Raw genomic sequence first — 19,722 nt, 5'->3', positions numbered from 1 at the left:
ATGGCCCGTCGGCCGAGGGGCCGCGCCCGCCGCGCCCGCGCCGGGAGGAGCAGCGGACCGGCCCCAAGGGCAAACCGCAGCGCGAGGAGCGCCCGCCGCGAGCCGAACAGGCCGACCGCAGCGACCGCGGCGACCGCAGCGACCGCGGCGGATCGGGACGGTCCAGGACCTTCAGCGCCTCGCCTGCCGCGTCCGGGCGTCAAGGCGGCCCCGCCATGATCGCGTGGACCCCGACAATCCCTTCGCGGCCGCGCTGGCGGGCTTCAAGGTCAAGTGAAGGCCCCCCCCCGCGACGAGCCGGGGGGCAGCCGCCCGACGATCCGGCTCGACAAATGGCTCTGGCAGGCGCGTTTTCTCCGCTCGCGCACGATGGCGGCGGCCTTCGTCCAGGGCGGACGGCTTCGCGTCAACGGGCAGGTGGTGGACAAGCCTGCCCGCGCTGTCGCCGCCGGCGATGTGCTGACCTTCGCCTTGCGCGGCCAGGTGCGGGTGGTGCGCATCCTCGATCTGGGCGAGAGACGGGGCCCCGCCGCCGAGGCCCAGGGCCTCTATGAGGATCTGGCTCCGCCATCCCTTCCGGCGGATCCGTCGCGCGACACGCCGCCCGCGCTTGAATGATCCCCCGCGGGGGGTTAGGTCGGGCGCCACCAGATCAGGGCCGGCCATGACCTATATCGTCACAGAGAACTGCATCGCCTGCAAATACACCGACTGCGTGGAAGTCTGCCCCGTGGACTGCTTCTACGAGGGCGAGAACATGCTGGTCATCCATCCGGACGAATGCATCGATTGTGGCGTGTGCGAGCCGGAATGCCCTGCCGATGCGATCCGCCCCGATACCGAGCCCGACATGGAGAAATGGGTGGAGTTCAACCGCAAATATGCAGAGCGCTGGCCCGTCCTGACCCAGAAGAAGGATCCCCTCCCGGGCGCGGAGGAGATGGACGGCAAGCCGGGCAAGCTCGCGCTCTTCTCCGAGGCGCCGGGCGAGGGGAGTTGAGCCCCTCCGCGGCGTGGCGTCGCGCCCGGGCCATGATCTTTCCTCGCGGGGCATTTCATGATATGACAACAGCAGAGATGCTGCCGCGCCCGACCTGACATTCCGCCATCATGCCCACCCGACGGAACATGTCCCTTCCGTCGGGTTTTCGTCTTGTCACCGCGGCAGTGCCGTCACCGCCACGAGATCGAAGGACCGCCATGACCAAGACCCGCAAGAACGACTTCCGCCCTGACGACTTTGTCGTCTATCCCGCCCATGGCGTGGGCAAGATCCTGTCCATCGAGGAGCAGGAAGTCGCGGGCTTCAAGCTCGAGCTGTTCGTCATCTATTTCGAGAAGGACAAGATGACCCTGCGCGTGCCGACCAACAAGGCGGTCGAATCGGGCCTGCGTCCGCTCGCCACGCCCGAGGTTGTCGCCCACGCCATGAAGACTCTCCGCGGCAAGGCCCGGATCAAGAAGGCGATGTGGTCGCGCCGTGCCCAGGAATACGAACAGAAGATCAACTCGGGCGATCTGATCGCCATCGCCGAGGTCGTCCGCGATCTGCACCGCGCCGACGATCAGCGCGAACAGAGCTACAGCGAGCGCCAGCTCTATGAGGCCGCGCGCGAGCGCCTGACGCGCGAGATTGCCGCCGTCGCCGGCCGCGACGAGGTGAGCGCGGCGAAGGAGATCGACGACGTCCTGTTCGGCCGCGCGGCCTGACGGCTGCGGCCGCGCCCCTTCGGGGCGGGCATCCCGAAGCCCGCCCGCCCCGGAGGCGCTGTCGGGGTCATGCCCCGAGAGGGGCTTCGGCCCGGTTCAGCCCAGCCAGGTCCGGTAGTCGCTGACCAGCAGCCGGTAGGGGGGTTCGTCTTCCTCGACCTCGGCAAAGCGCCCGATGGGATCGCGGAAGACGTTGTCGGTCTCGTCGTCGTTGACGGTGCTGACCTCGCCGATCAGCACGGGGCCGCCTTCGGCCCAGAAGGCATGCCAGTCGCCGGGCAGCAGGGTGACGCTTTCGCCGGGACGCAGGCGGAGCTGCTGGCCCGGTTCGTAGCGGACGGGGATGCCGTCGCACATCACCGTCCCGCCATGACGGTCCGAAAGGCCCCCGATTCTTCCGATCCGTGCAGCTCCACCACCAGCGTCGCCCCGCCGCGGTTGATGATGTCCTCGGCCTTGATGACATGGGTATGGTGAGGGGAGATCTGGCCATCCTGCGAGATCAGGAGCTTTTCGGCATAGCACATCCCCTGCCCCGCGCGCAGATCGGCCAGACGCCCGTTGCGCAGCGTGAACAGGAACAGGCCCATGCGGTCGTAATCGCCCTGGCCGTAATCGGTGATGTCCCAGCCGCAGCGGGCGTCGATGAGGGCGCGGGCCTCGTCGCGGCGGGCGCGGAATTCCTCTGGCGTCCAGGCGGCGAAGGGCGGCAGGACCCAACCCTGCGAGCGGATGAAGGCCTCGGATTCGCGGATGATCGCGTTGATGCGGCTGCGCTTCATGATGTCCTCCCCTGCGGCCCCTGCCGACGGCTGCAGTCCTGCCGCGGCGGGCGGGCGGGCGCAAGCCTCAGGCGCTCAGCCGCCCTTCGGCCGGCCGTTCGCCCGCGGCCCAGGCATGGACGGCTTCGCCGAAGGCGGCGAAGAGCGGCCGCGAGACGGGGTCATTGGCCGCATTCCATTCGGGATGCCACTGGACGGACAGCGTGAAGCCCGGCGCATCGCGGACAAAGAGCGCCTCTGGCGTGCCGTCCGGCGCCCAGCCGTCGATGACGATGCGCGGCCCCGGCGTCTTGATTCCCTGACCATGGAGGCTGTTGGTCATCACCTCGCGCGTGCCCAGAAGGCGATGGAAGGGCCCGCCTTCGGTGAAGGTGACCTTGTGCCGCAGGGCGAACTTCTCCTCCAGGGTGCCATGCGGAGGCATGCGGTGATTGTCGCGTCCCGGCAGCTCGCGGATCTCCGGATGGAGGGTGCCGCCCATGGCGACATTCACCTCCTGAAAGCCCCGGCAGACGCCGAGGAAGGGCTGTCCCCGGGCCACGCAGGCGCGGATCAGCGGCAGCGTGACGGCATCGCGCAGCCGGTCGAAGCTGCCATGGGCGGGGGTCTCCTCCTCGCCGTATTCGGAGGGGTGGACATTGGGCCGCCCCCCGGTCAGCAGGAAGCCGTCGCAGACCTCGAGCAGTTCCTCGACGGTGACGAGAGAGGGGTCCGAGGGAATCAGCAGCGGCAGGCAGCCCGCGACATGCGCGACGGCGCAGGAATTCATCGTTCCCCCCGCATGGGCGGGATATTCGTCGTTGATCAGATGGCTGTTGGAGATGATGCCGACGACGGGGCGGCGCGGGTTGCGGGACATGGGGCGATTCCTTCGCGATGACGCGAATCTAGGCCGCCCGGCACCGCGACGGAAGGGCCGCAGGCCCGGACCGCCCTGCACGAATGCGCAAGGCCCCTGCAGATGCGCATCCTTCCGCCATCGGCACTGCGCGCGGCCCGATCAGGCGGCACCCCGCGCCTGATCCTGGGCCTTGCGCTCCTGCCGGCGGCGATGGAGGATCGGCTCGGTATAGCCGGAGGGCTGGAGGCGCCCCCGGAAGACGAGATCGCAGGCCGCCTGGAAGGCCACCCCGTCATAGCCGGGCGCCATCGGACGATAGAGCGGATCGCCGGCGTTCTGCCGGTCCACCACACGGGCCATGCGGCGCAGCGCCTCCATCACCTGCGCCTCCGACACGATGCCGTGATGGAGCCAGTTGGCCAGCGCCTGGGACGAGATGCGGCAGGTCGCGCGGTCCTCCATCAGGCCGATATCGTGGATGTCGGGCACCTTGGAACAGCCGACCCCCTGATCGATCCAGCGCACCACATAGCCGAGAATGCCCTGGCAGTTGTTGTCCACCTCCTGCGCGATTTCGGCCTCCGACAGGTTGCGCCCGCCGAGGACGGGAATCGTCAGCAGATCGCGCAGCGTGGCGCGCGGACCGGCGGCGGCGATCTCCTCCTGCCGCGCGGCCACGTCCACGCGGTGGTAATGCGTCGCATGCAGCACCGCCGCCGTGGGCGAGGGCACCCAGGCACAGCTCGCCCCGGCCCGGGGATGGGCGATCTTCTCCTTGAGCATCGCGGCCATGCGGTCCGGGGCGGCCCACATCCCCTTGCCGATCTGCGCGCGTCCGCGCAGGCCGCAGGCCAGACCGATCTCCACATTGCGCTCCTCATAGGCCCTGATCCAGGTCGCCGCCTTCATGTCCCCCTTGGGGATCATCGGCCCGGCCTCCATGGAGGTGTGGATCTCGTCCCCGGTGCGGTCGAGGAAACCCGTGTTGATGAAGGCCACCCGCTCGCGCGCGGCGCGGATGCATTCGCGCAGGTTGGCCGAGGTGCGCCGCTCCTCGTCCATGATGCCGAGCTTGACGGTCAGGCGGGGCAGGCCCAGGGCCTCTTCGACGCGGTCGAACAGGGTGACGGCAAAGGCTACCTCGTCCGGCCCGTGCATCTTGGGCTTCACGACATAGATGCTGTCGGTGATGCTGTTGCGCGCCCCGCCGGGGCGGCGCAGATCGTGCAGGGCACACAGGACCGAGACCATCGCATCCACCAGCCCTTCGAAGGCCTCCTGCCCGTCGCGGTCGAGGACGGCGGGCGTGGTCATCAGATGGCCCACATTGCGCACCAGCAGAAGCGACCGGGCGCGCGGGATCAGGCCGCGGCCGTCCGGGGTCTTGTAGGGCTCGAAGTCGGGATTGAGGCGGCGCGTGATCATGCGGCCGTCCTTCTCGAAGGTCTCCTCGAGATCGCCGCGCATGAGGCCGAGCCAGACGCCATAGGCCCTGACCTTGTCCTCGGCATCGACGCAGGCGACCGAATCCTCGAGATCGATGATGGTGGACAGCGCCGCCTCGACCCAGACATCGGAGATGTTCGCCGGGTCGGTGGCGCCGATGGGGGTGGCGCGGTCGATCACGATCTCGATCAGCAGGCCGTTCACGCGCAGCAGGATCTGGCGGTCGGCGATGCCCCCCTCCTGCCAGCCCGCAAGCTGGGCCGGGTCGGCGAGGCCGATGCGGCGTGACGCCGTCCCCTCGCCTGCGACCTCGGCCAGGAGGCGGCCGTCCTCCACCCCAAGCCAGCGGATGTCGTGCCAGGACGCCCCGGCGAGCGGGGCCACGGCATCGAGATGGTCGCGCACCCAGGCCACCACCCGCTGCCCGCGCGCGGGGTCGTAGCCGCCGGGGGGCGGCGCATCCCCCAGGGCATCCGTGCCGTAGAGCGCATCATAGAGCGACCCCCAGCGGGCATTGGCGGCATTGAGCGCAAATCGCGCATTGGTCGCCGGCACGACGAGCTGCGGCCCGGCGAGAGAGGCGAATTCCGGATCCGTCGGCGGTGTGGCGATGCGGAAATCGGGGCCTTCGGGCACCAGATAGCCGATCTCGCGCAGGAAGGTCTCGTAGTCTTCCGGGTCGTGTTCCGCCCCGCCCTGGGCGATGTGCCAGTCGTCGATCTGGGACTGGAGCCTCTCGCGGATCGCCAGCAATTCGCGGTTGCGGGGGCCCAGATCATGGATGATGGCCGACAGGCCGGACCAGAAGGCCTCGGCCCCGACACCGGTGCCCGGCAGGGCCTGCCCCTCCACGAAGGCGACAAGGGGTTCGGCCACGCGCAACCCAGCCCGATCCACGTAATGCGCCATTCCTTGCCCTCCGTCCTTGCGGCGACAAGGGGTAGAGCATGGCCGGGGGGAGAGGCAACCGCACAGGAGGGGATCGCAGGCCGGTCCTGCCCATTCCCCCGTTCGTCTCTCCGCCGGTCCTGCCCATTCCCCCAGAGGCGATGGCGGAGAATACAAAGGCCGAAGGCTAACCTTTTTCCTTGCGCGAATCGCGGGACCATGTCACTTAGCAACATGACTAACAATCAGGAGCTGGATGCCCTCTTCGCCTCGCTCGCGGATCCGACCCGGCGCGCGATCCTGGCCCGGCTGGCCGAGGGGCCGGCGACGGTGACCGATCTTGCGAAGCCCTTCGCCATGGCCCTGCCCTCCTTCCTCCAGCATCTGCGGCGGCTGGAGGAAGGCGGCCTGATCGAGACGACCAAGCAGGGCCGGGTCCGCATCTGCACGCTGCGGGCGGGTGCCCTGGCCCCTGCCCGCGCCTGGATGGAGGCGCAGCGCCTTCTCTGGGAGGAGCGGCATGACCGTCTCGAAGCCTATCTCTCCACCCTCATGCAAGGATCCGATGATGCCCGCTGACCTGCACCTGCACCGCATCCTCAAGGCGCCCCGCGCGCTCGTCTGGCGCTGCTGGACGGACCCGGAGCACATTCCCCATTGGTTTGCCCCCAAGCCCGTCGTGACGGTGATCCGCGCGTTCGATCTGCGCCCCGGCGGGGCCTTCGCGACCGAGATGTTCCTGGACGGCCGCTCGCTCGGCGACAGCGAGCCGGGATGCTTCCTCGAGGTCGTGCCGGAGGAGCGTCTGACCTGGACCTCGGCACTCGGGCCGGACTTCCGTCCCCTCGATCCGGCGAAGGCGCCCTTCTTCTTCACCGCCGAAGTGACCCTGGCCGATCATCCCGAAGGCACGGACTATCGCGTGGTCGTGCGCCACAAGGATCAGGCCAGCGCCGCCGCCCATGAGGCGATGGGCTTCAGCAAGGGATGGGGCACGATGACCGATCAGCTTGGCGCCCATGCCGCGGGGCTGGCCGGGGCAGAGGCCCGCACCATGACCATCGAGCGGAGCTTCCGGGCGAGCCCGGCGCAGGTCTATGCCGCCTGGACGGATCCCGCGATCCTGCCCCGCTGGTTCGGCCCCGAGGGCTGGACCTGCGAGACCGAGGCCATCGACATCCGCGAGGGGGGCGAGTGGCGTTTCACCATGCGCGGCGAGGGCATGGCCTTTGCCAACCGCCACCGCTGGACGGCCCTGGTGCCGCCGGAGGACGGGCGTGAAGGCCGCATCGCCTTCCTGATGGATGCAGGGGATGATCGCGACGTGAAGGCCGTCACGGTGACCCTGACGCCCGAGGGAACGGGCACCCGCCTGCGGCAGACCGTGGTGTTCCCCACGGCAGAGGCGCTCGATCAGGCGCGGAGCTACGGGGCCCCCGACAAGGGGCGCGAGACGCTCGACAAGCTCGCGGCTACCCTGGGCGAGTAGGGCGTCGCCGCGCCGCGGCCCGGCAGCGATCGGAACAGTAGCGCACCTCGTCCCAGACCTTTGCCCAGGCGCGGCGCCAGACCATCGGGCGGCCGCAGCTGGCACAGGTCTTGCGCGGCAGATCGGCCTTGCGGCGCATCTTCGGCATGGCGATTCCCGACGCTGCGGGGGCGCTCCGTCCCGGAGCGCCCCATCTTCTCCTGCCGAACCTTGCGGGGCGGGCCGCCTACTGGTTGGCGGCGGGGGCGGTCTCGGGCTGGTCGTCGCCCGGGATCACCGTCTCGCCCACCGGGGCGGGCTGGGCATTCAGGGCCGTGCCCGGATCGGTCCCTGCGGCGCCGGGCGCCCCATCCAGACCGCCCTGCGGGGTCGTGACGCTCTGCGCCGGCACGGTCACGGCCGTCGGATCGGGCTGCCCGCCGCTTCCGGCACCGCTGTCATTCGCATTGTCGTTGGCGATCACGGCGCTGCCCTGGGTCTCGGTGGTGCCAAGGCCGGACTGGACCTGCGTCTGCGCACCCTGCGGCCCGCTGCTGCCCGAAAAGACATAGAACAGAAGCCCGATCAGGAGGAGCAGAGCGAACAACACCACCGCGAACATGCCGGTCAGGGGTCCGCGATGCCGCCGGGCCTGCTTGTCGATGTTGGTGTTCGGTGCGGACATGGTCGTCTCCTCGGTTTCGGCTCCGGTTACAACGTCGGAGTGGCCATTTGGTTCATCCGGATTGCCGCGGGCCCTGCAGGACAGCGCGGGACAGCACGGGATATCGCATATCCGCGGGTTGCCGCCTTGCCTGCCTGCGCGCCCCCGCCTACACCGGCGCCGCCCGATGCGGAGAGAGGATCACCATGGCCGAGGCAAGGCGCGAGACGATCCATCTGAAGGACTACACTCCTTTTCCCTGGATCGTGGAGGCGGTGGAGCTGACCTTCCTGCTGCGCCCCGAAGGGACGCGCGTTTCCTCGCGCATCCGCTTCCGCCCCAATCCCGGGCATTGGCCAGGGCGCTTCTTCCTGCATGGCGAGGATCTGCGTCTCATCGAGGCGCGCATCGACGGCATGCCCGTCAGCCCCGAGATCACCCCCGAGGGCCTGACCTGCGAGGTGCCCGCCCGCGCCTTCACCTGGGACGCGGTGGTCGAGATCGACCCGGCCCGCAACACCCGGCTCGAGGGGCTCTATCTCTCGAAGGGGATGTACTGCACCCAGTGCGAGGCCGAGGGATTCCGCCGCATCACCTATTATCCCGACCGGCCCGATGTCCTTGCCCCCTTCCGGGTGCGGATCGAGAGCGACCTGCCCGTGATGCTGTCGAACGGCAAGTCCCGAAGGCTTCGGCCCCGGCTGGGCGGAATGGTCCGATCCCTGGCCCAAGCCCTCCTATCTCTTCGCGCTGGTTGCCGGCGATCTGATCCCGCATCGCGACAGTTTCACCACCCGGTCAGGCCGTCATGTGGATCTGGCCGTCTGGGTGCGCGAGGGCGATGAAGGCAAATGCGCCTATGCGATGGATGCCCTCAAGCGGGCCATGGCCTGGGACGAGGCTGTCTATGGCCGCGAATATGATCTCGACGTGTTCAACATCGTCGCCGTGGACGATTTCAACATGGGCGCGATGGAGAACAAGGGGCTGAACATCTTCAACTCCTCTGCCGTCCTGGCCAGCCCCGACACCGCCACCGACGCCGATTATGAACGCATCGAACGCATCGTGGCGCACGAATATTTCCACAACTGGACCGGCAACCGCGTCACCTGCCGCGACTGGTTCCAGCTCTCGCTCAAGGAGGGGCTGACGGTCTTCCGCGACCAGCAGTTCATGGGCGACATGCGCGGCCGCGGGACCAAGCGCATCCAGGATGTCATCCTGCTGCGCGCCCGCCAGTTCCGCGAGGATGCCGGCCCCCTCGCCCATCCCGTCCGGCCCGAAAGCTTTGTCGAGATCAACAACTTCTACACCCTCACCGTCTACGAGAAGGGGGCCGAGGTGATCGGGATGCTCCGCCGCCTCGTGGGGGAGGAGGGCTATGCCAGGGCGGTCGATCTGTATTTCGACCGCCATGACGGACAGGCCGCCACGGTCGAGGACTGGCTGAAGGCCTTCGAGGATGCCACGGGCCGCGACCTGACGCAGTTCAGGCGCTGGTATGCCCAGGCCGGAACGCCGCGCGTGCGTGTCGAGGCCGAGGAATGGAAGGATGGGCGCTACACGCTGACGCTGAGCCAGCACACGCCCCCCACGCCGGGCCAGCCGGTGAAGGAACCCTTCGTGATCCCGGTTGCGGTCGGCCTGCTGTCGCCGAATGGGGACGAGGCCGCCCCGACGCGCATGCTCGAGCTCACCGAGGAGCGCCAGTCCTTCCACTGGGACGGCCTTGGTGCGCGCCCCATCCCCTCCATCCTTCGCGGTTTCTCGGCCCCCGTGATCCTCGAACGCGAGAGGCCGGAGGGCGAGGCCGCCTTCCTGCTGGCCCATGACCGGGACGAGTTCAACCGGTGGGAGGCGGCTCAGGCGCTGGCCCGTCGCGCGATCCGCGCCGTTCTGGAGGGCGGGCAGCCCGATCCGTCCTGGTTGCCCTCTCTGGCGGCGGCCCTGCGCGACGAAGGTCTGTCGCCGGCCTATCGCGCCCTGCTGATGGCGCTGCCCTCCGAGGAGGAGACGGCGGCCTCGCTCCATGACGAAGGCCGGCCGGTGGATCCCGGTGCGATTCACGTCGCGCATGAGGCGATCCGCGACCATCTGGCCGCGGGGCTGGGCGATCTCCTGCCCCTCTTTCACGATGCGGCACAGAACGGGGGGCCCTATTCCCCGGATGCGCAGAGCGTCGGGCGCCGGAGCCTGGGCAATGCCGCACTGGCCCTTCTGGTCCGCCGCGAAGGCCCCGCGCGGGCCGAGCGCCAGTTCGCCGAAGCCGACAACATGACGCAATCGGTTGCGGCGCTGGCCGCCCTGCTGTCGATCGGCGCGGGAGAGGCCGAGCTGGCCGCCTTCCACGACCGCTGGCAGCATGAACGGCTGGTGCTCGACAAGTGGTTCGCGCTGCAGGTGGCGCAGGCGCGGCCCGAAGACGCCGTGGCGATCGCCGAGCGGCTGACCCGGCACCCGGCCTTCGACTGGAAGAATCCCAACCGCTTCCGCTCGGTCCTCGGGGCGCTGACGGGCAATCCCGCGGGGTTCCACGATCCCTCCGGGGCCGGCTACCGGCTGCTGGGCAGCTGGCTCGAGCGGCTCGACGGAGTCAATCCGCAGCTGGCCGCGCGCAGCTCGGGCGGCTTCGAGACCTGGAAGCGGCTCGAGCCGCGGCGCCGTGCCCTGGCCGAGGCGGAGCTGCAGCGCCTGCGGGCCCTGCCCCGTCTCTCGCCCGATCTGGCCGAGATGATCGACCGGATGCTGGCCTGAGCCATGACCGCCCCGCCCTGCGGGATCTCCGGCGCGGCCTTGCGCAGCCCTGCCCGTTTCGGAGGCAGGGCTTGCCGACTCGCGCCGGTCGGCATACCTCTCGAATCGGTGAACGCGGATATCCCGTCACCGATCAGGATGCACACCCTTCGGTGACGAGCATGAGAGACCGGATCGACCCCCTGATCGAGGAACGCGCACCCTGGCTCACGCGGCCGGGTCTGCATGTGAAGCTTGCCCGGGCCCTGCTCAACAAGGCGCTCAGCTATGACCGCACCGTCGCCCTGGGCGAGCGCTATCGCGACTGGTCCACCGCCGATCTGATGGCGGATCTGGGGCGGATGCTGGTGCGGGATGTGACCGTCTCGGGGCTTCAGAACATCCCGCGTCACGGGCCGGCGCTGATCGTCGCCAATCATCCCACCGGGATCGCCGACGGGATCGTGCTGTGGCACCTGCTGCACCCCATCCGTCCGGATCTGTATTTCTATGCCAATCGCGACATCCTGCGCGTCCTGCCGCAGATGGCCGACAGCATCGCCCCCGTCGAATGGCGGCAGGAAAAGCGCAGCCATGCCAAGACGCGCGAGACGATGGCCTACACGAAACAGGCGGTCGAGGCCGGACGGCTCGGCGTGATCTTTCCTTCGGGCCGCCTGGCCAAGCGCCGCGGCCTGCGCCTTCACGAGCGGCCCTGGATGGCCTCGGCGGCGATGCTGGCCCGGAAGTTCGAGCTGCCCGTCATCCCCGTCAACATCCGCGCCCGCAACTCGGTGCTGTTCTACCTGTTCGACGCGATCCATCCGACGCTGCGCGACATCACCCTGTTCCACGAGATGCTGAACAAGGATCGCCAGCCCTTTGTCGTCACCGTGGGCGAGCCGATCAGCCCCTCGGCCCTGTCGGGATCCTCGGAAGAGGGGATCGAGCTGCTGCGCCGGGCGACCCTGGCGCTCGGCGGGCGGGCGGATCACACGGTCAGCATGATCTCGGCCACGCGGCGGCCCGTGCTGCGGTTCTGAGCCTCAGCGCGCGGCGAGGCGGATCGACGCGGCTCCGGGGCGGGCGAGCGGGCGCAGCGCCGTGGCGACGGCGGTCTGGACCTCGCAATAGGGCTGGTCGCGCACCCACTGCCGGATCGCCTCGCGCGGGGCCTCGCGGCTCATGGGCCCCCAGTCGGCCGCCAGGCCCCCGCCTCCGGCGGCCACGACGCCATCGCGCGCCACCGCATGCGTCATGATCCGCACGGCACAGGCCAGATTGGCGCGGCCATCGGCCAGCTCGGCAGGGGTATCGGCCTCGCAGCCATGTCCTCTGGCCGTGGCGGGCGCAATCTGGAGCAGCCCATGCCACGCCCCCCCGCCCCCGACCGCCTGCGGATCATGGTTGCTCTCGCGCCGGGCCAGGGCGGAGATCGTGGCAATCCAGAAGGCGGCGCGCCAGGCTTTGGAGGCCCGGGGATATCCGGGGCACCAGTCGCCGATATCGGCCGGCAGGAGATCGGGCAGGCCCGGGGATGTCTCGGCCATCGCCTCGAGCGCGGTCTGCGTCCAATCCCGCCCTTCGGGCAGGGGATCCCAGAGCGCGGGAGGCCGCCAGGGGCCGCGCGCGACGGGCCGGAGCGGGGCCCCGCGCTGCGCCACGACAGGCGGCGTCGCAGGCGACAGGACGGGTGACACGGTCTCGCCGGGGGACGCGCGGTCCGCTGTACCGGGCGGCGGCCGGGCGGGGCCGATCGTGATGCGCAGGGGCAGTGCAAGGGCGGATCGCGCCGCCGGAAGCACAGGCGCAGAAAGCACAGGCACCGAACGGAGCGGGACCGGCGGCTCGGCAACAGCCGCCAGTCCCGCGAACAGGGCCAGAGATCCCCCCAGGGTCCATCGGGCCACGAGCGTGGCGCCATGCATGGCATCGCCCTCCCGATTCGGCAACGCCGTTTTTTTCATGTCATGCCAACAACTTGGCAGAAAAAACTCACCTCACGGTTCAGCCCTGCCTGCGGCAGTAGTCCTGGCTTGACACCCAGGCGGCCATCTGCTGGCGCTTCTCGGCGCTGGCAAAGGGCCCCCAGTCCGCTGCGAATCCGCCGCCGCCGGCCGCCACCACGCCATCCCGCGTCACCGTCTGCGCGGCAATCCGCACGGCACAGGCCAGGTTGGCGGCGCCATCGGTCAGCTCGGCGCCCGAATCGGCCTCGCAGCCATAGCCCCGTGCCGTGGCGGGCGAGATCTGGACGAGACCGAACCACTGTCCGCCGCCGCCCACGGCATGGGGATTCCACGTGCTCTCGAATCGGGCCAGGGCCGACAGCAGTCCTGCCCAGAAGGCGGCCCTTTCGCGCGGGGGCGCATCGACATAGCCGGGGCACCAGCTTCCGATGTCATGGGGCACCTGAGAGAGCAGGGCGGCCCCTTCGGTCTGGAGGGCGGCCAGAGTCGCCTCGGTCCATTCGTCGGTATGGGGGCCCTGATGATCCCAGGCCATGGCGGGCAGCGCGTCGGGAACCGGCGGCGTCTCTGCGGGTTGATTCCGAGCGCATGCCGCAAGAAGGAGGACGGGCAGCGCAAGCAGGGCGCGACGGACGGGAAGTCGGACAGGGAGTCGGACGGGGAGTCGGACGGGGAGGCCTTCGGTCTTCGCGTCGATCTTCACGGGATGTCTTTCGCGGCCGTTTCGTTTCGCGCTCAGCAAGCGCGAAAGGCGGCCTCGGGCAATCGCATGGCCCGTTCACCCCTGTCTTCGGCAGATTCCGGCGGATTCACGCAGGCGTGATCGGCAGACTCCCGCCGAAGCGTGAGGTTTCGCCCCGTCTCCGGCGCTGCGCTTGCGCATGGGCGGCGCGGCGCCTAATGCCGGGACGAATCTGCCGGAGGTCCATGATGCTCGATCTCGCCCTGCCTGCGCCGCGTCCCAAGGTCATCGAAGGCGTGACCGGCCCGTGGGAGATGGTCATCGGTCTGGAGGTGCATGCCCAGATCGCCTCGCGGGCCAAGCTCTTTTCCGGGGCCTCGACCGAGGTGGGGGCCGAACCCAACAGCCAGGTGAGCTTTGTCGATGCCGGGATGCCGGGGATGCTGCCCGTTCTCAACGAGGGCTGCATCGAACAGGCCGTGCGCACGGGGCTGGGCCTGCGGGCGCGGATCAATCTGCGTTCGGCCTTCGACCGGAAGAACTACTTCTACCCCGATCTGCCGCAGGGCTATCAGATCAGCCAGCTCTTCCACCCCCTCGTGGGCGAGGGCGAGGTCTTCGTAGACATGCCGGGGCCGAGCCGCCGCATCGTCCGCATCGAACGCATCCATGTGGAGCAGGACGCCGGCAAGAGCATCCATGACATGGACCCCGCCCTGTCCTTCGTGGATCTCAACCGCACCGGCGTCGCGCTGATGGAGATCGTCAGCCGCCCCGACATCCGCAGCCCCGAGGAGGCCGCGGCCTATGTTGCCAAGCTGCGTCAGATCATGCGCTATCTGGGCACCTGCGATGGCGACATGCAGCACGGCAACCTGCGCGCGGATGTCAATGTCTCGGTCTGCCGGCCCGGCGACTACGAGGCCGGGCGCTGGGGCACCCGGTGCGAGATCAAGAACATGAACTCGCTGCGTTTTATCCAGCAGGCCATCGACTACGAGGCGCGCCGCCAGATCGCCATCCTCGAGGACGGGGGCACGGTGGTGCAGGAAACGCGCCTCTATGACCCCGAGCGGGGCGAGACGCGATCCATGCGCTCCAAGGAGGAGGCGCATGATTACCGTTACTTCCCCGATCCCGATCTTCTGCCCCTGGAGATCGACCAGGACTGGGTGGACGCGATCGCGGCAAGCCTTCCCGAACTGCCCGACGCCAAGAAGGCCCGCTTCATGGCGCAATACGGCCTGTCGGATTATGATGCCTCGGTGCTGACCGTGGAGGCCTCGGATGCCGACTATTTCGAGGCGGTCGCCCGGGGACGCGACGGCAAGCAGGCGGCCAACTGGGTCATCAACGACCTGTTCGGGCGGCTGAAGAAGGACGGGCGCAGCCTTGCCGACAGCCCCGTGAGCCCCGACCAGCTCGGCCGGATCATCGACCTGATCGCCGATGGTTCCATTTCCGGCAAGATCGCCAAGGACCTGTTCGAGATCGTCTATACCGAAGGGGGCGATCCGGTGCGGATCGTCGAGGAGCGCGGCATGCGCCAGGTCACCGACACCGCCGCCATCGAACGGGCGGTGGACGAGGTCATCGCGGCCAATCCCGCCCAGGTCGAGAAGGCGAAGACGCAGCCCAAGCTGGCCGGCTGGTTCGTGGGGCAGGTCATGAAGGCGACGGGGGGCAAGGCCAATCCCGCCGCCGTCAACGAGATCGTCGCGCGCAAGCTCGGCCTGTAGGTCGTCAGGGATTCGACTTCGCCGTCGGCGGCGCTAACCTGACAGCGCCGCCAGAGGGGATTTCAGTGCCATGCAGAGCCACGAATACCGGATCCTGCCGGCCCCGCGCCGCGCGCCGCGCGTCCGGGGGGCCAGGACAGCCGAGCAGCGATTCGCCCGCGCCCTGGAGGAGATCATCAATGCGCAGGCGCGCGAGGGCTGGGAGTATCTGCGCGCCGATACCCTGCCCTGCGAGCAGCGGCAGGGCTGGTTCTCCGGCCGCGTGACGGTGAATCAGACGCTGCTGGTGTTCCGCCGCGCGCTGGCGGAAAGGCAGGGCGCCGGCGCCCCCGCGCCCGCGGTTCAGGCAGCCGGGCCGCGCTCCGCGGCGATGCCGGCATCCGGTTCTGCGTCCTCGGCCGCCCCGCTGGCTGCGCCGACGGCGATGCCCCCTCGCCCTGCCGCGGGCCGGCCGGTCGCAGCAGCCCCACTCTGGCTCTCGGAGCCCGTCGCCCGGCCCTCCGCCGACGCGGTTTCCTCTCCGGCCCCGTCTGCGGCCCCCTCGCCGTTGGCGCAGGACCCCCGCCACGCGGCAGAGTAAGGCCTTTCAGCCTTCGGCCTCGATGGCGAGGGCGTGGATACGCCCGATCAGATCCGGCCCCAGCGCCGCGTGAATGGCCCTGTGCCGTTCCAGCCGGCCCATGGCGCCCAGGGCAGGTGCGGCGATGCGGATGCGCCAATGCGTGCCGCCCCCTTCGCGCCAGCCGGCATGGCCGCGATGTCCCTCGCTCTCGTCGATCACCTCGAGCCGGCGAGGGGCGAAGGCCTCGGCCAACCGTCGGCGCATTTCGTCAGCCAGATCCATCTTTTTTGTCCTGCCCCCTTCTCTCTGCCGTCCCGATGACTAAACTGCCGCGTCCGGGACAGGAAGAGCAGCAGCACGAGGCCGGGCCGCATGACCAAGACCGATCCTTTCGGCTTCGATATTTCCGTCTCGGGCGCCAAGAAGCGCAATGCGCGGGGCCGGCGCGGGATGTCCGGCGCCTGCGAGACGTCGACTCGGCCCTGTGACCATGCCGGCTGTCCCGAAAGGGGGATCTACCGTGCGCCCAAATCGCCCGGTGCGCTGGACGACTACTACTGGTTCTGCAAGGAGCATGTCCGCGAATACAATCTGAAATGGAACTTCTTCGAGGGCGTGACCGAGGAGGAGTTCCTGCGTCAGATCGACCGTGACCGCGTCTGGGGCCGCCCGACCCGACCCTTTGGCCAGCGGGGCGAGGAGGCGCGCGCCTGGTCGCGGCTGGGCGTGGACGACCCCTATCAGGTTCTGGGCGACAAGGCCACGCGCAACCCCGGCCGCGCCGTGGGAACACGCCGTCTGCCCCCGACCGAACGGCGCGCGATCGAGATTCTCGATCTGCGCGACACCGCCACGCGCAAGGAAATCCGCGCCGCCTACAAGGCGCTGGTCAAGGTGCTCCATCCGGACATGAACGGTGGCGACCGCAGCCATGAGGAGCAACTGGCCGAGGTCGTCTGGGCCTGGGAGCAACTGCGCGAAAGCCGCAACTTCAAGGACGAGTGACGCCGCCCGCCCTTCAGGGCGGGTCCGGCCGGCCTGACGGGATGTCAGCCGGCCGTGAGTGAGCCGACCGCGATGGGGGCGCCGCTGGGTGTGCCGCTGGGCGAACCGCCGGGCGGCTCGTCGGTGATGGCAAGCAGTCCGCCTGCCATGGCGGCGCGCAGGCCCTCGGGCACCGTGAGGAGGCTTTCCTCGCTCTCGGGCACGAGCCCGAGCGAGACCGGCGGTGCCTCGCCCGCGATCAGCCACAATTCCTGCGAACGGCCGGGGCTGGGGGTGCCGGCCTGCCGATGCAGGCGCAGCTCTCCGCTGCGCGGATCGAAATGCGCGAGGATCACGAGCGAGCCGTCCTCGGCCGCGACAGAGGCCGCGTAGAGCGGTTCGGGCGGCGCCTGCAGAAGACCCAGATCGGTCGTCCACAGCACGATCAGCGCGGCCACGAATCCCCCGATCAGGGCTGGCAGCAGGCCCAGACGGCGCAGCCATCCCTGTCCTTCCTCCGGGAAGAGGCGCCGGCGGATCGCCGCCTCGATCCGCGGGGGCGGGGTTTCTTCGGGAAGCGCGGCAGCCATGGCGGCGATATCCTCGGTCCAGACGGCCACGAGGGCGCGGAATTCGGGATCCACCGCCAGCCGGGCCTCGAAGGCGCGGCTCTCCTCGGGCGACAGCAGGCCCAGCACATATTCGGCCGCGAGGGCGTGGTCCTCTTCTTCCTCTTCGGTCCAGCGCGTCATGGCCCCAGACACTCCCGCAGCTTGAGCAGCGACCGGCGCAGCCAGGTCCGGATCGTGTTCAGCGGAATGCCATAGCGCCGGGCGAGATCCTCATAGGTCTCTCCGCGGAGATAGGCGCGCCGCACGGCATCCGCCTTCTCGGGCTGAAGCCGCCGCAGGCAGTCCTCGATCCGGCTGCGCATCGAGGCGGCCGCCGCCTGTTCCTCGGGCGAGGGGGAGAGGTCTGCCAGCTCTGCCGCCTCGTCCAGCGGGGCCGGCCGGGCCCGGCGCCGCGCGCGCAGCCTGTCGATGGCATGGTTGCGTGCGATGGTGATCAGCCAGGTCATGGGGCTGAGCCCGTTCACCTGGTAGCGATCGGCGTTGTGCCAGATCTTCACATAGATATCCTGCAGGGCATCCTCCGCCTCGGTCCTGTCTTCCAGGACACGAACGGCGATGGCGAAGAGTTTCGCGGATGTGGCGGCATAGAGCGCCGAGAGCGCCTGGCGGTCGCCCATCGCCATGCGGGCGATCATCTGCTCGATCTCGGCCTGTCTGCTGGTCATCAACACCTCTCCGGTTTCAGATTGCGGCCCGCGCGGCGCTTGTCCATCGCCGATCTGCGGCTTTGCAGGGGTGCCCTTGAACCTGTGCCTTCCATGTTCCATGACAGGCCGGCCAACCGGAGGATGCGATGCCCGACAAGGACGACAAGGCCCGCCCGACCGAGGAGATCGACATCCGCGATGTCTTCGGCATCGACAGCGACATGAAGGTAAAGGCCTTTGCCGAGCCGACCGAGCGCGTCCCCGCGATCGATCCCACCTACAAGTTCGACCCGGACACGACGCTCGCGATTCTCGCCGGCTTTGCCTACAACCGCCGCGTGATGATCCAGGGCTATCACGGCACCGGGAAATCGACGCATATCGAACAGGTCGCCGCGCGGCTCAACTGGCCCTGCGTGCGGGTCAACCTGGACAGCCACATCAGCCGTATCGACCTGATCGGCAAGGATGCCATCAAGCTGCGCGACGGCAAGCAGGTGACCGAGTTCCAGGAGGGCATCCTGCCCTGGGCGCTGCGCCATCCCTGTGCCATCGTCTTCGACGAATACGATGCCGGCCGTCCGGATGTGATGTTCGTCATCCAGCGCGTGCTGGAACATGACGGCAAGCTGACGCTGCTCGACCAGAACGAGATCATCACCCCGCATCCGTCCTTCCGCCTGTTCGCGACGGCGAACACGGTGGGTCTCGGCGACACGACGGGGCTCTATCACGGGGTGCAGCAGATCAATCAGGCGCAGATGGACCGCTGGTCGATGGTCGTGACGCTCAACTATCTGAGCCATGATGCCGAGGCCGCGATCGTCCTGGCCAAGAACCCCCATTACAACACCGAAAAGGGGCGCCGGATCATCAACCAGATGGTCACGGTGGCCCAGATGACACGCACCGCCTTCATGAATGGCGATCTCTCGACGGTGATGAGCCCGCGGACGGTCATCAACTGGGCCCAGAACGCCGAGATCTTTCGCAATGTCGGCTATGCCTTCCGCCTGACCTTCCTCAACAAGTGCGACGAGCTGGAACGGCAGACGGTGGCCGAGTTCTATCAGCGCTGCTTCGCCGAGGAGCTGCCCGAAAGCGCCGTGGCCTCGGCCATGCGCTGAGCCATGCGCTGAGGCGGGGTCTGCGGGCGGACGGCTGGACAGGGCCGCCCTGCCGGCCATCTCCTCCTGCGGTGGCCTGTCCTTCCATGCCCCTTGCCTGCCGGGGCCCCGGTCGCGTCCGGGCCCCCGGCTTCTGGCGCAGGGCGGCGTTGTCAGGCCGCCGCGGCCGCCTTTTCCGCCCGCGCGGCCTTCAGAACGCGGGCATACCAGGCGACCTGATCGAGCATGTCCTTCACCGATCCGGCCAGGGCATCCTCCAGCGCTTCCATCGGTTCGGGATTGGGATTGTAGGGGCCGACGCGGTAGAAGTCGGAGCCTCCGACATGGACCCCGGCGCGGACCGGCACCATCTGGAGCTCGATGGCGATCAGGCGCATGTGCTCGGCCGCGCGGGCGCCGCCGGCGCTGCCATAGGCCATCAGGCCCATCGGCTTGTTGTTCCAGCCGGTATAGTCGTGGTCGAGGGCGTTCTTGAGCGCCCCGGTGATCGAGCGGTTGTATTCGGCCAGCAGGAAGACATAGCCGTCGAATTTCGCGATCGTCTCCTGCCAGCGCCGGGCGACGGGGTTCGATGTCGGCACATAGGCGTTCGAGGCGGGTTCGTCGAAGATCGGCAGATCGAAGTCGCGCAGATCGACGATCTCGGCCTCGATGTCGGTGCGCGCCTGCATCTTCTTCAGCAGCCACTGGGCGGGCTTGTCGGCCCAGCGCGTCTTGCGCACCGAGGAAATGACAAGGGCAATGCGGGGCTTGTCGGCCATGATTTCGCAACTCCGTTGGGTTTGGTCGGGCGAGTCAACTTCGGGGCGGGGCTGCGGGTCCGCAATGCGCGTGCCTGCACATT

20 protein-coding genes and 2 pseudogenes are annotated in these 19,722 nt (G+C 68.9%); 11 read left to right on the top strand and 11 right to left on the bottom strand.

Features of this window, described 5'->3' with window-relative positions; translation table 11 throughout:
• Positions 1-273 precede the first annotated feature (273 nt).
• The 3 genes from RUTHE_RS03805 to RUTHE_RS03795 all read left to right on the top strand — a co-directional run bounded on the left by RUTHE_RS03805 (position 274) and on the right by RUTHE_RS03795 (position 1,710).
• Complete coding sequence (locus tag RUTHE_RS03805; RefSeq protein ID WP_021096963.1) at positions 274-618, top strand: RNA-binding S4 domain-containing protein; 345 nt, start codon at positions 274-276, stop codon at positions 616-618.
• 46 nt (positions 619-664) lie between these two features.
• Positions 665-1,000: a ferredoxin FdxA gene (gene fdxA / locus RUTHE_RS03800; RefSeq protein ID WP_021096962.1), complete on the top strand. Its 336-nt coding sequence runs from the start codon at positions 665-667 to the stop codon at positions 998-1,000.
• A gap of 200 nt (positions 1,001-1,200) precedes the next feature.
• Positions 1,201-1,710, top strand: a complete 510-nt coding sequence (locus RUTHE_RS03795) for a CarD family transcriptional regulator (protein WP_021096961.1) — start codon at positions 1,201-1,203, stop codon at positions 1,708-1,710.
• 96 nt (positions 1,711-1,806) lie between these two features.
• On the opposite strand, the pseudogene RUTHE_RS03790 reads toward RUTHE_RS03795, so the two are convergent.
• The 3 genes and pseudogenes from RUTHE_RS03790 to RUTHE_RS03780 form a co-directional block, all read right to left on the bottom strand.
• Positions 1,807-2,492, bottom strand: a pseudogene (locus RUTHE_RS03790) (D-lyxose/D-mannose family sugar isomerase).
• Between the two features lie 67 nt (positions 2,493-2,559).
• Positions 2,560-3,351 carry a gamma-glutamyl-gamma-aminobutyrate hydrolase family protein gene (locus RUTHE_RS03785; RefSeq protein WP_021096958.1) on the bottom strand — a complete coding sequence of 264 codons (792 nt, stop codon included), beginning with the start codon at positions 3,349-3,351 and terminating at the stop codon, positions 2,560-2,562.
• Between the two features lie 141 nt (positions 3,352-3,492).
• Positions 3,493-5,688: a malate synthase G gene (locus RUTHE_RS03780; RefSeq protein WP_021096957.1), complete on the bottom strand. Its 2,196-nt coding sequence runs from the start codon at positions 5,686-5,688 to the stop codon at positions 3,493-3,495.
• Between the two features lie 213 nt (positions 5,689-5,901).
• Between RUTHE_RS03780 and RUTHE_RS03775 the strand changes: the two genes are divergently transcribed.
• Together RUTHE_RS03775 and RUTHE_RS15905 are read left to right on the top strand one after the other, a co-directional pair.
• Positions 5,902-6,246: an ArsR/SmtB family transcription factor gene (locus RUTHE_RS03775; protein WP_040644972.1), complete on the top strand. Its 345-nt coding sequence runs from the start codon at positions 5,902-5,904 to the stop codon at positions 6,244-6,246.
• Complete coding sequence (locus RUTHE_RS15905; RefSeq protein ID WP_021096955.1) at positions 6,236-7,156, top strand: SRPBCC domain-containing protein; 921 nt, start codon at positions 6,236-6,238, stop codon at positions 7,154-7,156. Before RUTHE_RS03775 ends, RUTHE_RS15905 begins: the two co-directional genes overlap by 11 nt.
• Here RUTHE_RS15905 and RUTHE_RS15900 read toward each other — a convergent pair.
• Both RUTHE_RS15900 and RUTHE_RS03765 read right to left on the bottom strand, forming a co-directional pair.
• On the bottom strand, positions 7,140-7,295 hold the full coding sequence (locus tag RUTHE_RS15900; protein WP_425413929.1) for a DUF2256 domain-containing protein: 156 nt from the start codon (positions 7,293-7,295) through the stop codon (positions 7,140-7,142). The genes RUTHE_RS15905 and RUTHE_RS15900 overlap by 17 nt on opposite strands.
• An 87-nt stretch (positions 7,296-7,382) precedes the next feature.
• Positions 7,383-7,820, bottom strand: coding sequence for a hypothetical protein (locus RUTHE_RS03765; protein ID WP_021096954.1), 438 nt, complete (start codon positions 7,818-7,820; stop codon positions 7,383-7,385).
• 185 nt (positions 7,821-8,005) lie between these two features.
• Here RUTHE_RS03765 and pepN point away from each other — a divergent pair.
• A pseudogene (pepN, locus tag RUTHE_RS03760) lies at positions 8,006-10,556 on the top strand (aminopeptidase N).
• A gap of 161 nt (positions 10,557-10,717) precedes the next feature.
• Positions 10,718-11,578 (top strand): lysophospholipid acyltransferase family protein, encoded by an 861-nt coding sequence (locus tag RUTHE_RS03755; protein WP_040644970.1) that lies wholly within the window; start codon positions 10,718-10,720, stop codon positions 11,576-11,578.
• Positions 11,579-11,581: 3 nt separating this feature from the next.
• On the opposite strand, the gene RUTHE_RS17370 is transcribed toward RUTHE_RS03755, so the two are convergent.
• Both RUTHE_RS17370 and RUTHE_RS03745 read right to left on the bottom strand, forming a co-directional pair.
• Entirely contained in the window at positions 11,582-12,487 is a 906-nt protein-coding gene (locus RUTHE_RS17370) for a transglycosylase SLT domain-containing protein (RefSeq protein WP_051150372.1), read from the bottom strand.
• A gap of 55 nt (positions 12,488-12,542) precedes the next feature.
• On the bottom strand, positions 12,543-13,127 hold the full coding sequence (locus RUTHE_RS03745; RefSeq protein ID WP_040645240.1) for a transglycosylase SLT domain-containing protein: 585 nt from the start codon (positions 13,125-13,127) through the stop codon (positions 12,543-12,545).
• Positions 13,128-13,435: 308 nt separating this feature from the next.
• Here RUTHE_RS03745 and gatB point away from each other — a divergent pair, with 308 nt between their 5' ends.
• Positions 13,436-14,926 (top strand): Asp-tRNA(Asn)/Glu-tRNA(Gln) amidotransferase subunit GatB, encoded by a 1,491-nt coding sequence (gene gatB / locus RUTHE_RS03740; RefSeq protein WP_021096948.1) that lies wholly within the window; start codon positions 13,436-13,438, stop codon positions 14,924-14,926.
• 70 nt (positions 14,927-14,996) lie between these two features.
• Positions 14,997-15,506, top strand: coding sequence for a hypothetical protein (locus RUTHE_RS03735; RefSeq protein ID WP_021096947.1), 510 nt, complete (start codon positions 14,997-14,999; stop codon positions 15,504-15,506).
• Positions 15,507-15,512: 6 nt separating this feature from the next.
• Here RUTHE_RS03735 and RUTHE_RS03730 read toward each other — a convergent pair whose 3' ends face one another.
• A complete protein-coding gene (locus RUTHE_RS03730) occupies positions 15,513-15,770 on the bottom strand; it encodes a BolA family protein (RefSeq protein WP_021096946.1) in 258 nt (85 codons plus the stop codon).
• 90 nt (positions 15,771-15,860) lie between these two features.
• Between RUTHE_RS03730 and RUTHE_RS03725 the strand changes: the two genes are divergently transcribed.
• Positions 15,861-16,493, top strand: coding sequence for a J domain-containing protein (locus tag RUTHE_RS03725; RefSeq protein WP_021096945.1), 633 nt, complete (start codon positions 15,861-15,863; stop codon positions 16,491-16,493).
• 44 nt (positions 16,494-16,537) lie between these two features.
• On the opposite strand, the gene RUTHE_RS03720 is transcribed toward RUTHE_RS03725, so the two are convergent.
• A complete protein-coding gene (locus RUTHE_RS03720; RefSeq protein ID WP_021096944.1) occupies positions 16,538-17,224 on the bottom strand; it encodes an anti-sigma factor in 687 nt (228 codons plus the stop codon).
• The gene (locus RUTHE_RS03715; protein ID WP_021096943.1) at positions 17,221-17,769 is read right to left on the bottom strand and encodes a sigma-70 family RNA polymerase sigma factor; all 549 of its coding nucleotides are present in this window, start codon (positions 17,767-17,769) and stop codon (positions 17,221-17,223) included. Before RUTHE_RS03715 ends, RUTHE_RS03720 begins: the two co-directional genes overlap by 4 nt.
• A 128-nt stretch (positions 17,770-17,897) precedes the next feature.
• On the opposite strand from RUTHE_RS03715, the gene cobS reads away from it, so the two are divergent.
• Positions 17,898-18,878, top strand: a complete 981-nt coding sequence (gene cobS, locus RUTHE_RS03710; RefSeq protein ID WP_021096942.1) for a cobaltochelatase subunit CobS — start codon at positions 17,898-17,900, stop codon at positions 18,876-18,878.
• Between the two features lie 152 nt (positions 18,879-19,030).
• Here the strand turns inward: cobS and RUTHE_RS03705 are convergent, their stop codons facing one another.
• A complete protein-coding gene (locus RUTHE_RS03705; RefSeq protein ID WP_021096941.1) occupies positions 19,031-19,639 on the bottom strand; it encodes an NADPH-dependent FMN reductase in 609 nt (202 codons plus the stop codon).
• Positions 19,640-19,722: the final 83 nt, after the last annotated feature.

Source organism: Rubellimicrobium thermophilum DSM 16684, assembly GCF_000442315.1.
In the GTDB taxonomy this organism is placed as follows: Bacteria; Pseudomonadota; Alphaproteobacteria; order Rhodobacterales; family Rhodobacteraceae; genus Rubellimicrobium; species Rubellimicrobium thermophilum.
Note: the sequence above shows the minus strand (reverse complement) of the source record. Positions and strands in the feature narration are given on the sequence as shown.